11 protein-coding genes and 1 pseudogene are annotated in these 14330 nt (G+C 59.7%); 5 read left to right on the top strand and 7 right to left on the bottom strand.

Annotated elements, in window-relative coordinates; all coding sequences use genetic code 11:
• Nucleotides 1-47: 47 nt before the first annotated feature.
• Entirely contained in the window at nucleotides 48-1913 is a 1866-nt protein-coding gene (locus tag AUR04nite_RS15160; protein ID WP_141366632.1) for a BCCT family transporter, read from the bottom strand.
• Nucleotides 1914-2661: 748 nt separating this feature from the next.
• Here AUR04nite_RS15160 and AUR04nite_RS15155 point away from each other — a divergent pair.
• Nucleotides 2662-3102 carry a Fur family transcriptional regulator gene (locus tag AUR04nite_RS15155; protein ID WP_281285133.1) on the top strand — a complete coding sequence of 147 codons (441 nt, stop codon included), beginning with the start codon at nucleotides 2662-2664 and terminating at the stop codon, nucleotides 3100-3102.
• A gap of 87 nt (nucleotides 3103-3189) precedes the next feature.
• Nucleotides 3190-5373 carry a catalase/peroxidase HPI gene (gene katG / locus AUR04nite_RS15150; protein ID WP_141366630.1) on the top strand — a complete coding sequence of 728 codons (2184 nt, stop codon included), beginning with the start codon at nucleotides 3190-3192 and terminating at the stop codon, nucleotides 5371-5373.
• Between the two features lie 84 nt (nucleotides 5374-5457).
• Here the strand turns inward: katG and AUR04nite_RS15145 are convergent, their stop codons facing one another.
• The 3 genes from AUR04nite_RS15145 to AUR04nite_RS15135 form a co-directional block, all read right to left on the bottom strand.
• Complete coding sequence (locus AUR04nite_RS15145) at nucleotides 5458-6078, bottom strand: NUDIX hydrolase (protein WP_141366628.1); 621 nt, start codon at nucleotides 6076-6078, stop codon at nucleotides 5458-5460.
• A 66-nt stretch (nucleotides 6079-6144) separates the two neighbouring features.
• On the bottom strand, nucleotides 6145-7686 hold the full coding sequence (locus AUR04nite_RS15140; RefSeq protein ID WP_141366626.1) for a nicotinate phosphoribosyltransferase: 1542 nt from the start codon (nucleotides 7684-7686) through the stop codon (nucleotides 6145-6147).
• Between the two features lie 12 nt (nucleotides 7687-7698).
• Nucleotides 7699-8517, bottom strand: a complete 819-nt coding sequence (locus tag AUR04nite_RS15135) for a phosphoribosyltransferase family protein (protein WP_170184235.1) — start codon at nucleotides 8515-8517, stop codon at nucleotides 7699-7701.
• Nucleotides 8518-8833: 316 nt separating this feature from the next.
• Between AUR04nite_RS15135 and AUR04nite_RS15130 the strand changes: the two genes are divergently transcribed.
• The 3 genes and pseudogenes from AUR04nite_RS15130 (at nucleotide 8834) to AUR04nite_RS15120 (ending at nucleotide 12298) form a co-directional block, all read left to right on the top strand.
• On the top strand, nucleotides 8834-9697 hold the full coding sequence (locus tag AUR04nite_RS15130) for a MurR/RpiR family transcriptional regulator (protein WP_170184234.1): 864 nt from the start codon (nucleotides 8834-8836) through the stop codon (nucleotides 9695-9697).
• A 13-nt stretch (nucleotides 9698-9710) separates the two neighbouring features.
• Nucleotides 9711-10907, top strand: a complete 1197-nt coding sequence (locus AUR04nite_RS15125) for a M20 family metallopeptidase (protein WP_141366620.1) — start codon at nucleotides 9711-9713, stop codon at nucleotides 10905-10907.
• A gap of 29 nt (nucleotides 10908-10936) precedes the next feature.
• Nucleotides 10937-12298: pseudogene (locus AUR04nite_RS15120) on the top strand (DUF3100 domain-containing protein).
• 70 nt (nucleotides 12299-12368) lie between these two features.
• Here AUR04nite_RS15120 and AUR04nite_RS15115 read toward each other — a convergent pair.
• The 3 genes from AUR04nite_RS15115 to AUR04nite_RS15105 all read right to left on the bottom strand — a co-directional run bounded on the left by AUR04nite_RS15115 (nucleotide 12369) and on the right by AUR04nite_RS15105 (nucleotide 14329).
• Entirely contained in the window at nucleotides 12369-12998 is a 630-nt protein-coding gene (locus AUR04nite_RS15115) for a methylated-DNA--[protein]-cysteine S-methyltransferase (protein WP_141366618.1), read from the bottom strand.
• The gene (locus tag AUR04nite_RS15110; RefSeq protein ID WP_141366616.1) at nucleotides 12995-13492 is read right to left on the bottom strand and encodes an RNA polymerase sigma factor; all 498 of its coding nucleotides are present in this window, start codon (nucleotides 13490-13492) and stop codon (nucleotides 12995-12997) included. Before AUR04nite_RS15110 ends, AUR04nite_RS15115 begins: the two co-directional genes overlap by 4 nt.
• Before the next feature lie 90 nt (nucleotides 13493-13582).
• Nucleotides 13583-14329, bottom strand: coding sequence for a siderophore-interacting protein (locus AUR04nite_RS15105; protein ID WP_141366614.1), 747 nt, complete (start codon nucleotides 14327-14329; stop codon nucleotides 13583-13585).
• Between the last annotated feature and the right edge of the window lies 1 nt (nucleotide 14330).

The following is a 14330-nucleotide window of genomic DNA, read 5'->3' as shown; positions in this document are numbered from 1 at the left end:
TGCTTTGAGGCGGCGCCCTGTGGCAAACCTGCGGTTCGCGGGAGCATCTAGCTGGCAGAAGGGTCCGCAGGCTTTTCCTGCTTCTCCTCCAGCTTCTCGGTTTCAATGATGATCGAAGGGTCCTCGGAGAAGATCTTGGGAGCGTGCTCCGAGTCTTCTGCCTTCACCAGCGGAATTTCGGTGGTCATCAGGCTGAATGCGCTGCCCTCATGCTCTTCCACGCCGAGGGACACCGACTTTTCAAGCACCTCGCGGGCTACGTTACTGCGCAGCACCAGCGGATCCTTGCTCAAGTCCTTCCAGATCGCCACGCACAGCAGCAGCATCACGATCACGAACGGCAGCGCGGAGACAATGGTGATGTTCTTCAGGCCGTTGAGCGCCTCGGCAGGGTGGTCGCCGCCGGCCAGCAGCATCACCGCAGCGACGGCGCCGGTGGCAACGCCCCAGAAGATGATCGACTTCTTGGTCGGCTCTTCGGCGCCCTTTTCGCTCAGTGCGCCCATCACGATGGAGGCCGAATCGGCGCCGGTGACGAAGAAGATCGCAATCAGCAGGACCGTGACGACCATCAGCACCACGGAAACCCAACCGGGTACCGGCATGTGGTCCAGCAGGTCGAAGAGGATCAGGTCGAAGTTGATGTCCGGTGCCCCGTCGACCATTTTTGCCAGCTGCCCGGCGGTGTCTCCGGCCTTTTCGGCCCGCTCCTGCAGGCCGATGGCGCCGCCGCCGAAGATCGCGAACCAGAGCAGGGTCACGGTCGAAGGCACCAGCAGCACGCCGGTGACGAACTGGCGGATGGTGCGGCCTCGGGAGATGCGCGCAATGAACAGGCCGACGAACGGGGTCCATGAAACCCACCAGGCCCAGTAGAACACGGTCCAGGACGAAAGCCACGAGGACATAGCATCATCGCCGGCGGCGGCGGTGCGCGAAGCCATCTGCGGAAGGTCCCCGATGAAGGAGCCGATGGCATTGGGGATGACGTTCAAGATGAACAGCGTTGGGCCGCCGATGAAGATGATCAATGCCAGCACCACCGCCAACACCATGTTGGTATTGGACAGCCACTGGATTCCGCGCTCAATGCCGGACACCGCCGAGGCGACGAACATTGCAGTCAGGATCGCAATGATGATGACTAGGATGCCCGAGCCCACCGACTGCATCATGCCGGTGGCCTGGATGCCGCCGCCGATCTGCAGGGCACCCAGGCCCAGCGAACAGGCTGAGCCGAAGAGCGTGGCCAAGATGGCGAGGATGTTGATGACTCGTCCGCCCCAGCCGTGGATGGCCCGCTCGCCAAAGATCGGCGTAAACATCGAGGAGAACAGCTGCGGGCGGCCGAGCCGGAAGCTGCCATAGGCCATGCCCAGGCCGACGATGGCGTACATGGCCCATGGGTAGAGGGTCCAGTGGAAGAGCGTGGTGCCCATGGCGGTGCCCAAAGCGGCGCTGGTCTGCCCGTCGACCGTTCCAGGCGGTGGGGACATGTAGAAGAACAGTGGTTCGCCGACGCCGTAGAACACCAGGCCGATGCCCATGCCGGTGGCAAACATCATGGAAATCCATGAAACGGTGCTGAACTGCGGTTTTTCTCCGTCCTTGCCCAGCGGGATGCGGCCGAAGTTTTTGGCGGCCACAACAATGGCAAAGATGGCGAATACCGAGGCTGCGATGACGAACAGCCAGCCGGTGTTGGTGATAACCCAGCCAAGTGCCGCATCGGCCACTGTGCCTAGTCCTTCGGGGCTTGCGAATCCCCAGATAATAAATGCCACAACCAGGGTGCCGGCGATGCCGAATACCCAGTGGTCGGTTCCCTTGAGGCTGTATTTCTTTGGTTTGCGCTGGCGGGCTGTATGAAGCTCGCCAACAAGGTCTTCAATTGATTGGTCACTCTGCGTCATTGCGTTCTTCCCTCACTAGCAGTGAAGCCGCCGTAGAGAAGTGGCGCTTGATTTATGGATGAGGCCCAGCCGTGGGCCGTCAATCCAGCTAGTGCATTTGGTTGAGGATTGCTTTGATTGCTTCGGTTCGCTGAATATAAAATTCTATTTTTCGGCGTAGCGTAAACATCTCGTTTACGATCATATATTTGCCGTATTTAAGAGCTATTTTTGCGGATAATCATTCTTCGCGATCTGATCACCCAAGACCCAAAAGGGCCTTTTCCATCATTGTGGATTAACGCCACCGGGTCAAACTTTTCCCTAAGAATCACCCTTACACCCCTTACTCAACCTCGCAAACACTGCGAAACTTCAAGGTTTTCCACCCAGAGTGTGACCTTCGCTACCTCAGGCCGCTGAGCGCAATTTTAGTGAATGTCAAATAATGGTCGAGAAATAATTAGAAATTCACAGGAACTATTCAGCGGGTTCGAATTTTTCATTGAATTTCGCCGGCGGCGGGATGGAATTTCCCGCGCCGAGGACACTAGGCATGAACTCCGCGGACCGGATCCGCAGACTGCCGCGCATCGCGCCCAATATCGACATCACCGCACAGCAAGTCACGTTGTTACGCACAAAAAACACATACTCGAATTGGAATATATCCCCATGATCCGCATACCTCAGCGGTTTACCGGCGGTTCTCCTGCGCGCAACCTACAAAACATCATTTCTTATCTTGACTCATTCAAAATAAGCGTGCATGCTTGAACACATGACATCAATGGCAGGGATCGAGCAGGTGCTGAGAGAGGCATCCATGCGAGTAACGCAGCCGCGTGTTGCTGTACTCGCAGCGGTCACCGCGAACCCTCATGCGGACACCGAAACCATCATTTCGGCCGTCCATGAAGGTCATCCCAATGTGTCTCACCAGGCGGTCTACGATTCGCTCAAGCTCTTCACGAATTTGGGCGTCATTCGACAGATCCAACCCCAGGGGCACATCGCCCGTTACGAATCCCGCGTCGGAGATAATCACCACCATGTGGTGTGCCGCCAATGCGGGAATCTGGAAGATGTCGATTGTTCAGTCGGCGCATCTCCGTGCTTGCATGCCTCCAACGACCACGGCTTCAAAATCGACGAAGCAGAAGTGATCTACTGGGGACTTTGCCCGGAGTGCCAAGCATTGGACAACTAAAAACTGCTTGATCAATTTTTCCGCACTTCGGCCACATCCCGTTGGGCGGAATCTGCCAAAAATACCTAATCCCGGAAGGAAGAGCACATGTCTGAGACGACTGCAGGCCAGTGCCCAGTAGTTGGTCAGGGTCGCATTCACCCGACCCAGGGCAACGCAAACACCGAATGGTGGCCAAACAAGCTGAACCTGAAGATTCTTGCTAAGAACCAGCAGGTTTCCAACCCATTGGACGAAGACTTCGATTACATCGAAGCTTTCAACGCTCTGGATATGGATGCGCTTAAGGCTGACCTTGTTGCTGTTATGAAGGATTCGCAGGACTGGTGGCCAGCCGACTTCGGTCACTATGGCCCACTGCTGGTGCGCATGGCATGGCACTCTGCCGGCACCTACCGTTCGCACGACGGCCGCGGCGGTGGCGGCGCTGGCCAGCAGCGCTTCGCTCCACTGAACGCATGGCCAGATAACGTATCGCTGGACAAGGCACGCCGTGTGCTGTGGCCAGTCAAGAAGAAGTACGGCCAGTCCATCTCCTGGGCCGACCTCATGATCCTGGCCGGCAACGTGGCCATGGAAGACATGGGCTTCAAGACCTTCGGCTTTGCCGGCGGCCGCAAGGACGTTTGGGAAGCTGATGACGACGTTTACTGGGGCCCAGAAAAGGTTTGGCTGGACAACGAGCGCTACTCCGGCGACCGCGATCTGGAAGCACCTCTGGCAGCAGTTCAGATGGGTCTGATCTACGTCAACCCTGAGGGTCCAGACGGCAACCCAGATCCACTGGCTTCCGCAATCGATATCCGTGAGACCTTCCGTCGCATGGGCATGAACGACTACGAGACCGTTGCACTGATCGCTGGTGGCCACACCTTCGGTAAGACCCACGGCGCTCACAAGGACGACAAACTGGGCCCAGACACCGAAGCTGCTCCGCTCGAGGCTCAGGGCCTTGGTTGGAAGAACGGCTACGGCACCGGCAAGGGCGACGACACCGTCACCTCCGGTCTGGAAGTCACCTGGACCTACCACCCAACCCGTTGGGACAACGAGTTCTTCCACATCCTCTTCGCCTACGAGTGGGAGCTTTTCGAGTCCCCAGCAGGTGCCAAGCAGTGGCGTCCAAAGGACGGCGCAGGCGCAGACATGGTTCCAATGGCGCACAACCCAGCTGTTCGCCGCGAACCACGCATGCTCACCAGCGACCTGGCTCTGCGTTTCGACCCAATCTACGGCCCAATCTCCAAGAACTTCAAGGAAAATCCTGAAGAGTTCGCGGACGCCTACGCCCGTGCTTGGTTCAAGCTGACCCACCGTGACATGGGCCCGAAGTCCCGCTACTTCGGTCCAGAAGTTCCTGCTGAGGACCTGGTTTGGCAGGATCCACTGCCTGCAGCTCCAGAGGTCACCCTGGGCGCCGCTGAAGTTGCAAGCCTGAAGGAACTGATCAAGGAATCCGGCCTTTCGGTTCAGCAGCTGGTTTCCACCGCATGGAAGGCAGCGGCTTCGTTCCGCTCGTCGGACAAGCGCGGCGGCGCCAACGGCGGCCGCATCCGCCTGGAGCCACAGGTTTCGTGGACCGTCAACCAGCCTGAGCAGCTCAAGCCGGTCATCGCCAAGCTGGAAGAAATCGTTGACACCTTCAACGCCACCTCCGACGTCAAGGCTTCGTTCGCCGATGTTGTAGTTCTGGCCGGTAACGTAGGCGTCGAGCAGGCTGCGCTGGCTGGCGGCCAGCAGATCGAGGTGCCATTCGCACCAGGTCGCGTTGACGCTACCCAGGATCAGACCGATGTAGACCAGTTCGCATGGCTGGAGCCAGTCTCCGACGGCTTCCGCAACTATGACTCGGGCTTCATCAAGCTGCCTAGCGAGTACCTGCTGATCGACAAGGCCAACCTGTTCGGCCTGTCCGCACCGGAAATGACCGTTCTAATCGGCGGCCTGCGCGTACTGGGCAACAACTGGGACAACTCGAACTTGGGCGTCTTCACCGACACTCCAGGTGCTCTGACCAACGACTTCTTCACCAACCTGTTGGAGCCAGGCATCGAGTGGACCGCTTCGGAAGACCAGCAGACCTACACCTCGGTGGATGGCCGCTGGGTCGGCAGCCGCGTTGACCTGCTGTTCGGTTCGAACTCCGAACTGCGTGCGCTGGCTGAGGTCTACGCGTCAGATGATGCAAAGGAGAAGTTCGTTCGCGACTTCGCCGCAGCATGGGCCAAGTTCATGAACTCGGACCGCTTCGACCTGGCCCGCAAGAACTAAGTTCTTCGCCGCTAGTTCTAAGCACCTGAAAAGGTGGCTGTTTTCCTCTTCATCGAGGAAGACAGCCACCTTTTGCTTATTCATTTAAACCCACTGCCAACTAGCCGGCGGACGGCCAGTCCCCTGCGGCACCGCATCGAGTTTGCGGATCGACTTATTCGACGACAGCGCCCGGCCGACGTTGTTCACCACTGGTTCTGCTCGGCCAGCGGCGGCTGCAAGTTCTTTCATCCTTGCCACCACATCCGCGGTCGTGAAGTTTTCGCCCAGCAGGGCTCTGGTCAGTTCGGCATTAACCCACAAGGAATCGAGCAGCACCGCGCACGCCTGGGAAATAATCTGGTTGTGGTCAAAAGGCAGCGTTGGCAGCTGGCTCAGCGGATAGACGCGTACCGAGTCATTTTCCGGCACCTGTTCAAGGATCACCAGGTGCGCAATCGACAAGGTAGGGCCTCGTTCATCACGCTCGAAGTCGTCGAATACCGCCGTGTGCACCATAAAGCGATAACTGTTAATTCCGGTCTTTGACAGCAGCGCCCGCTTGACTGCCTCCTCCAAACGCTCATTACCGTTTAGCAGTACCCCCGGCAGGGCCGCCTGCCCGATGAAAGGCTCAAAGAGCCTCAGGCCCGTAACTACGCAGAGCTGTCCACCGTGGACAACGAGGGGAACAGCGTCAATGGAAACGAGGGGCTGGGTAGGCATAGTTCTCATCATAGGCCAGCGCTCTCTCCTAGCATCCACTGAGGACGAGCGCTGGCCCGGATGGCTTCACCTCAGGTTTCCCAGAACCTGTCGAACGTCGTTGAAAGACTGGGTGCGGATGAACCTGCCGTCTTTCCAGACCGGCTTCAGCAGCGACGCTGCTTCCTGTTCCGACGTAGCTTTCTCAATCAGTTCAAGCTCGCCGTCTGCCTCGGCGACTACCGCAAGGCGTCCGGTGGCCGACTTTTTCATGCCGCTGTCGGTGACAGGGTCCTTGAGCAGGTTGTGGCCCTCGCCGTTGATCTCCGCCCACGTGGCTTTGACTGCAGAAGAGAAGGTGTCGCGGGTGACGTACTGGTAGGTGAAGGAACCGACGCCCAGCACCACGTTGCTGGCGGCGAACCCCAGTTCCTCGAGCTTCTCCGTGATCTGGCGCGCCCGCTCAACGGTGATCGAGTCTCCGTAGATCAAGCCGATGTGCGGATCCAGTTCCTTGAACCCTGTCTCGTTGATCTTGCCTCCGAAAACCTGCCAGAGCAGTCGAACAGCGCCAAGCTGTGCTGGTTCCAAGGCCTGCGTGTCTTCGGCGTGGGGGCCTGCGGTGCCGCAGAGGATATCCACCGGGTCTCCCGAATCCGGGCGGATCACCAGCTTCCCGTCGCGGCGCATGATGTGTTCCTTGAGCGCCGGGAGGATCTGGGTCAGCACCTTCCAGAAGTCCATAGTGTCCGAAACTACCGAGATATTTCCAGCAGGGTACTGGTCCAGGATGCGCTGGTAAGTGTCCAGTTCATCCACCGCGCTGATGCCTGCGCTCATGACCGAGTGCTCAGTGGCGGGGATGGAGCCGATCACCAACCCGTTCTCGGTTCCGGCGGCACTCGGGTAGTAGCGGTTGACCCAGTCGATGGTTGCCAAAGAATCGGAGCCGGTGAATGAGAGCAGGTGTCCGGCGCCGGAAGCCGCAGCGGCGTGGGCTCCTGCCATCCCGCGGAAGCTGAAGTCGTGCAGCTGCCAGTTCACCGCCGCCATGTCGCCCCCGGTGCGCTGCGCCGCCGCGTCCAGAATTCCCCGGTAGGTGTCTGCAGTGGTGGCAGAGGTAGATGCCTGCCAGATCTCCGAGGAAAGAACCGTCTCGATGTAGTTGGTCAGCCAGAAAAACTCGGGCAACGTGTTCTCGACCGTAAAACTTGGGACGCGCAGCGGGACTCGGGTTCCTTCAGGCAGGGCGCAGAAAACCAGCGGGAGGTAGCCCAAGCGGTGCAGTGCCCGTATGTGCTCGGTATTGATTCCGTGGTCGGGGCCAAGCACTGCGGCCAGCGTTGCATCATATTCCGCGACTGCTTCGTCTTCGTCGGCTGCGAAGAACGGCGCAAAGGCTTCAATGCAGTAGGACTGCAGGAAGGCCTGGAGTCCGAAGTGCACCACCTTGTCCACTCCAGCAACCCGCGATGCGCGGTTGGTGTAGTTGGAAAGCACGCGCGTCGTTCCCGCGGGGTAGAGGTCCTTGTGGCCCAACTTGTAGCAGTCGGTGAGGAACAGCGGCGCGGTGATGGACGGTGCGGTGGGCTGTGCAAAGACTGCTGATGCTGCGGTTGAGAGGTTCATGGTGTTCTCTCCTTAGAACATGAAGCTGGAGACGGGGAGGATGGTGGCGTTGACATCCGGGTTTTGATGTCCCGGATGCGAGTCGGTGGTGAAGATTGAGCCGAAGTTTTCACGCAGACGGGCGGCTTGTCCGGAGAAGACTCCGTGGCTGACCCACAGGTCCAAACGGTCTGGGCCAAGCCCCGTGGATTGGGCTAGTCCGCGGAAGGTGCCGCCGCCATCGCAGATGTCGTCGACCACCAGCAGCCTGCCGTTATCCGGAAGCTGCTCGCAGCTGAATCCGCTGAGTTTTCCGGTGGCGAAGTCGCGGTGCTTGGCAGCCCGGAACAGCGGGATCCCCAGAGCATCTGCCGCTTTCTGCGCCCTGGAAACGGCTCCTGCATCGGGCGCAATGACTCCGGCGTACCTTCGCTGTGCAATCCGCGGATCCGCCGCAATCACGCCTGCGGATTCAACGATTGTCAGGTTGTCGACCAGTTCAGTCATCACCGGGGAGTGAGGATCCAAGCAGGTCACCTGGTCGGCTTCCAAGGAATTGATCAGATTCGCATAGACCTTGGCCCCGAAGGGTTCTCCGCGATCGGCCCGCGCAGCTGGCAGGTAGGGGATGACTGCTTCGACCTTGTTTCCATGCTGGTGCGCGTAGTCGATCCAGAGTCCTGCGCGGATGTAGTCATTGGCGTCAGTTCCGGTGATCAGCACTCGCACCGGCACCTGCTGTTGGGCAGCCGGACCGAGCGTGAAGTGCTGTTCTCCTGCCGGAAACTGCATGAAGTTCACATCCGAGTAAACGGTGAATCCTGCGGGGACTGAGGCGTATGTGGTGATCATGGAACAACGATAACACATAAACATCATATGATGTTTATTGAGATTCCTAAACTTCACACATTCGGTCCGAAGTAACTTTTTAGGGCGCCGAGCTGTCGCCTACCAAAGGGTTGCAGGATTATCACCCAGCCAGCATCTAGTTGGTTTTAAGCACATCGGTTATTCGTACAGCCAAACGCAGCAGCGATCGGGCGATTTCGGTATACAAATTTTCTGCAAAACTCTATGCAAAACATCAATCTTGCAACTACTATTGCATTTCAAGAGCTTTGATATGCCGCAGATCACAGACTGGGCACCGTTGAAAGGCAGCCACGTGGACAACGAACTAGATACATTGCAGAGCACGCCATGGCACGGCGATCTGTTCGGCGCCACCAAACTCACGAAGTCGCAGCAGCGCGTTGTTGAGAGCCTGAGCCTGAACCCGAAATTCGCCGCCTACGCAGAGCTGAACGAGGTCGCAGAACGCGCAGCAGTGAACAGCTCAACTGTCGTGCGCACCGCCCAGACGTTGGGATACACCGGATGGCCTGACCTGCAGCGCGAACTTCGAGCACAGTTTCTGGTGTATATTTCCCGCGATGCCGACTTCAGCCAGCAGGTCGTTGTTGAATCGCCAGTCCACGACTCGCTGGCCCACGACGCCAAGAATCTGGAAATCGCACGGAACCTAATCGATGCTCAGAAGGTCACCGAGTGCATCGAAGTGCTGTGCACCGCCAAGCGCATCATCTGCCTAGGACAGGGATCCCATGCGGCGCCTTCAATGGTCTTCGCCCACTTGGCCTCGGTCATGGGCTACCCTGCAAGCTTTGAACAGCGCACGGGCGTCCACCTGGCAGCCATTCTCAATACGCTGACCGAGGGCGACGTGCTGCTGATCTCGCACCTGTGGCGGCCGCTGAAGGAATACACCTCCGCCGCCCGCATCGCTTCGGCGTCAAAGGCCAAGGTCATCACCATCACGGATCTGACCACCAGTGCCCTGGCCAAGTACAGCGATCTTGTCCTCCCGGTGCCGAGCGAAGGCGTCTTCACCTTCCAGTCGGCCACCGCAGCGGTTTCCGTAGCCTACGGGCTGCTCGCCGGGATGGAAAACCACGAATCACGAGCTATCCGACCACGTCTGGTCAATGTCCACGAACTGTGGAATGACCTGGGTATCTACGAATCATAGAAGGACCACACAAATGTCAGAACTGATCACCGGCAATACCGAACTCTCGCGTGCTCTCGAAGCCAACTGGGAGGCCAAGCGCCAGCTCATCGAAGAGCTTGCCAAGGATATCCACGCCCACCCAGAGCTTTCCTTCCAGGAACACCGCGCGGCGTCTAACATCACCTCGATGTTTGCCCAGCAGGGCTTCACCGTCGTGGAGGGCATCTGCGATCTGCCCACCGCTTTCGAAGCGAGCATCGGCACCGGAGAACTGGTCGTCGGCATCTGCATCGAATACGACTCCCTGCCCCAGGTAGGCCACGCCTGCGGCCACAACCTCATTGCCGGCGCATCCATCGGCGCCGCCCTGGCCCTGGCCCCGCTGGTCGACGAGCTGGGCATCACGCTCAAGGCCATCGGCACCCCGGCAGAAGAGCACGGCGGCGGCAAAGTGCTCATGCTTGAGCGCGGCGCCTTCGACGGCGTGGGGCTTTCACTGATGGCCCACCCGATGCATGAGGGTCGCACCTGCAATCCGCTGGGCACCAGCACCCAGGCGGTAGGCCGGTTCAAGGCGATGTTCACCGGCCAGGCGGCCCACGCCGCAGCCATGCCGCACCGCGGAATCAACGCCGCCGATGCCGCGACGCTCTCCCAGGTGGCCATCGGGCTGTTGCGCCAGCAGCTTCCCGACACCCACCGGGTGGCTTCCTACATCGAAGAAGCAGGGCATGTCACGAACATCATCCCCGACTACTCGGTAGTGCAGTTCGAGGTACGCGCCTTCGAGCTTGAAGAGTACGAGCAGTCGCTGGCAAAGGTCCGCCGCTGCTTTGAGGGCGCAGCCCTGGCCACCGGCGCAACCCTCGAGTTCGAAGCCACCGAGCCGCTCTACGAACCGGTAGTCCAGGACGAGCTGATCGCCGGCTTCTGGAATGACGCCATGGCGGCGCGCGGCAACGACATCAGCCCTGTCGACCCCCGCGAAAGCTCCGGCGGCTCCACCGACATGGGCAATATTTCGCAGGTAATCCCTGCCATCCACCCAATGTTTGCCGTGCCAGGCGCCACCGCGCCAGTGCATTCGGCAGGGTTCACTGCATCGGCCAATACCGAGGCAGCCTACAAGGTCATGACCGACGCCGGTCTGTCTCTGGCAGCAGCCGCCAGCGCCGCAGTGCTGGCCGACCGCGGCCGATTCATCGCAGCAGCCTACTCGCGCGGCTAGCAGCCCCGCCCTTTGCAACAGGACACCGAATGAAAACCCTTTCTCCTACCGCCAAGATCGGCGCAAAGCATGCGCTGCCGATCTCTGCCCTGGCCCTGGCCGTGGCCGTTATCGCCGAGCTGATCGGCAAGAAGACCTTCGACGTAGGGATCGGCACCCTGCTGATCTTCCCCATGGTGTGGGGCCTGATCATCGGCGCGGTGCTGACGCTTCAGAAGTTCAAGCCAGTCTCCATCATCTCGCAGAAGATCGCCGCCGGCTTCTCCGCCATCGCGGTGCTGCTGCTGGTGGTCCGCCTGGCGGCTGACATCGGCCCGCACATCCCCGAGCTGGTCTCCGCTGGCCCGGCGCTGTTCCTGCAGGAAATCGGGCACATGCTCGGCACCATCGTGCTGGCTCTGCCGCTGGCGGTCATGCTGCGCATGGGGCGGTCCACCGTGGGCGCCACGTTCTCCATCGACCGCGAATCCTCGTTTGCGATGGTTTCGGCCCGCTTCGGCTCCAACTCGGATGAATACCGCGGCGTGCTGGCAATGTATGTCTTCGGAACGATCTTCGGAGCCATCTACATTTCCCTGGTCACTTCCGTGGTGGCCAGCTGGGGAATCTTCGACCCGCTGGCAATGGCCATGGGCGCAGGCGTCGGCTCCGGCTCGATGATGGCGGCTTCCGCAGCCAGCATCGCCGCCGTCTACCCGGACGCGTAGCAGGCGATCCTCTCCATGGCAGCGGTCTCCAACCTGATCACCACCCTCATGGGAACCTACGTTGGCATGTTCGTCGCCCTGCCGCTGGCCCACAAGGTCTACAACTTCCTCACCGGCGCCAAGCGCAAGGCCGCAGTGGCCGCGGCCGCCCAGGAATCCGGCATTCTGCCGGACCAGCAGCAGGCACTGGCCGAGGTGGAGGAAACCAATGCACAGTTCGCCGAGGACGCTTCTGAGGTCGGCGCGGTAGAGCATGTGCCGCTATGGGTGACCCTGCCGGTGCTCTCGATCATGGGCATTGCTACGGCAGTCATTTCGGTGGGCTACAGCAACCAGCTGGTCTTCTCCTACCTGGTGATGTGCGCGCTGGTAGTCCTCGGAGCCTACCTGGCCAAGTGGACCAGGAACAAGATCCCTTCGCTGATCTGGCTGACGACCATCGTCGCCGCCCTGTGCAGCCCGATCTCCCCGGTAGCCGACTTCTTTGTCCAGACCCTGAGCGCAGTGCCGTTCCTGTCGATCACCACAGTGGTGCTGACCTGTGCGGGCTTGTCCTTGGGCAAGGATATCGGCCTGCTCAAGAAAATCGGATGGAAGATCGTGCCGGTTGGCTTGGTGGCGATCACCGCGTCGTTCATCTTAGCGACGATCATTGCAGAATTCGCTCTGGGCTTCTGGAACTAGCCCACACAGCACAGCGCCGGGGCGCCGTCGTGATGACGGCGCCCCGGCGCTGTGCTGCACCCTTCAGAATCTAGAACAGCCTCTGCTCGCTGCCTGCGAAGCTCGGATTCTCCAGTCTGAGCAGCGTGGTTTTCACATCCAGTCCCCCGAGGTATCCGCCCAGCGACCCGTCGCTGCGCAACACCCTGTGGCAGGGAAGGACAATGGGCAGCGGATTCGTTGCGCAGGCAGATCCGACGGCACGCACCGCTTTGGGCTTGCCGATATGCTCGGCCACCTGCAAATAGCTGCGCGTCTGGCCATAGCCAATGTTTCCCAGTTCAAGCTGCACCTGGCGCCTGAACGCCGTGGAGAGCTGAAGGTCCAGCGGCAGGTCGAAGTCGTGCAGGGTCCCGTCGAAATACTGCTCCAGCTGGTAGGCGACGCGATCGAAATTCCGCGGGTTCTTCAAGATCCGCGGGCTGATCTTCTCCGCGAGTACCTCCAAGATGTGCTCATGGCCCTCGGTTTCAAAAGCGACACGGACCAGGCCTGCTTCGGTGCCAGCCAGCAGCAGCCGCCCAATGGGGCTGTCGACAATGCGGTAGGAAATGTCCACCAGCTCGTGCTTTGCCGCCTCAGCTACCAGTTGTTCGCGCAGCCGGTCCAACGCTGCTGATTCTTCTTGCGTGGGCGCCGCCTTCTTCGTCTGAGAATTCATGACAACTCCTGAAAATACTCGTTGTTGAGGTTCATGGCGCGCAGTTTCCTAATCCCGTCGGAGGCTGCCCGCCTCGCCGCCGCTTCGCTGCCGCAGAGAATCTGCGCAATCTGCGCGTAGTCCAGCCCGCCCAAATACCTGTAGGCGACAACCAGCCGCTGCTTTTCGGGCAGCAGCCCGACCTGTTGCCACAGCTGGAGATTATCAACCGCAGACTGCGCCGGGTCGCTGGTTTCTTCCGCTTCCTCGGGCAGTTGCTCCCAAGATACTTCCGGACGCTGGCGGCGCAGTTCATCGATGGCTTTGCGGTGCGCGATCCGCACCAGCCAGGCCAGGACATTAGCGTCGTCAGCCAACTTGGGATAAGCCTTCAACGCGGAGAGGAAGGTCTCCGACCAGGCATCCTGCGCCCGATGTTCATCAAGCACGGCGCGGCAGACACGCAGCACGTTCAGCCCATAGTCATGGACGATCTGCTCGAATGGTGCTTTCATGCTGCTCCCGCGACGTTGTCTTTCGGCCTTCACTATGTAAACGTAGCGCGGGCCATTTTTGTGAGCCGATGAATCAAACTTTTTTCGCGGCTACGCAAATGCCTTGCCAAAAATCCAGTAGAACTGGGTGAAATAGGCTTCCCGGGGAAGTTCATGGGCCTTGATCACCGTCCGCAGCCGCTTCACCAAGTCCTTCTCCCCCGCACCCCATACAAAGGCATCGGGCTCTCCCTGCAAAATCCGGTCGAGCTCTCCAGCCAACGCCGTTCCCAGCACAGGCGTCGGTTCAATCCACTTCCAGGACGTGACTTTTTCATGTTCCTGCTGCGGGAATCCCAGGGACGAACCGTGAGCGTCTTCCAGCAGCACGGTGATTTTTTCAGCTTCCAACTCATCGGCATAGCCCAGCCAGCTGTTGATAGCTGACAGTGCGGTCAGATCTCCCGCCAAAACCAGATGCCGGCACTTGGCGGGGATCTTGGGCCGGGCAGGCGTCAGCGAGATTTCCAGCTCAAAGCCGGGATCGACAGTTTTCGCCCACTCTCCTGCAGCTCCTGGAATATCGTGGAGGACGAACTCTAGGTCGAACTCATTCAGCTCCTTGCGCAGCCCAGTGACCGTATATCCGCGTTGGACGATCTTCCCGCCGGCGCTTCCAAGCTCTGGAACCCAGATGCGCACCCACTCTGTGGGGAAGCCCTCCAGCGCTTCGACAGCTTCGGGCGAATGGAAGGTGATACGGCGATATGAATCGGCAAGGTCTTTAACGGAATGGACTGTCACCGGATAATTCTTGATCCGCATGACCTTCATCATTGCGCGCTGCCAATTCGCCACT

Source organism: Glutamicibacter uratoxydans (assembly GCF_006539925.1).
GTDB classification, from domain to species: Bacteria; Actinomycetota; Actinomycetes; order Actinomycetales; family Micrococcaceae; genus Glutamicibacter; species Glutamicibacter uratoxydans.
Note: the sequence above shows the minus strand (reverse complement) of the source record. Positions and strands in the feature narration are given on the sequence as shown.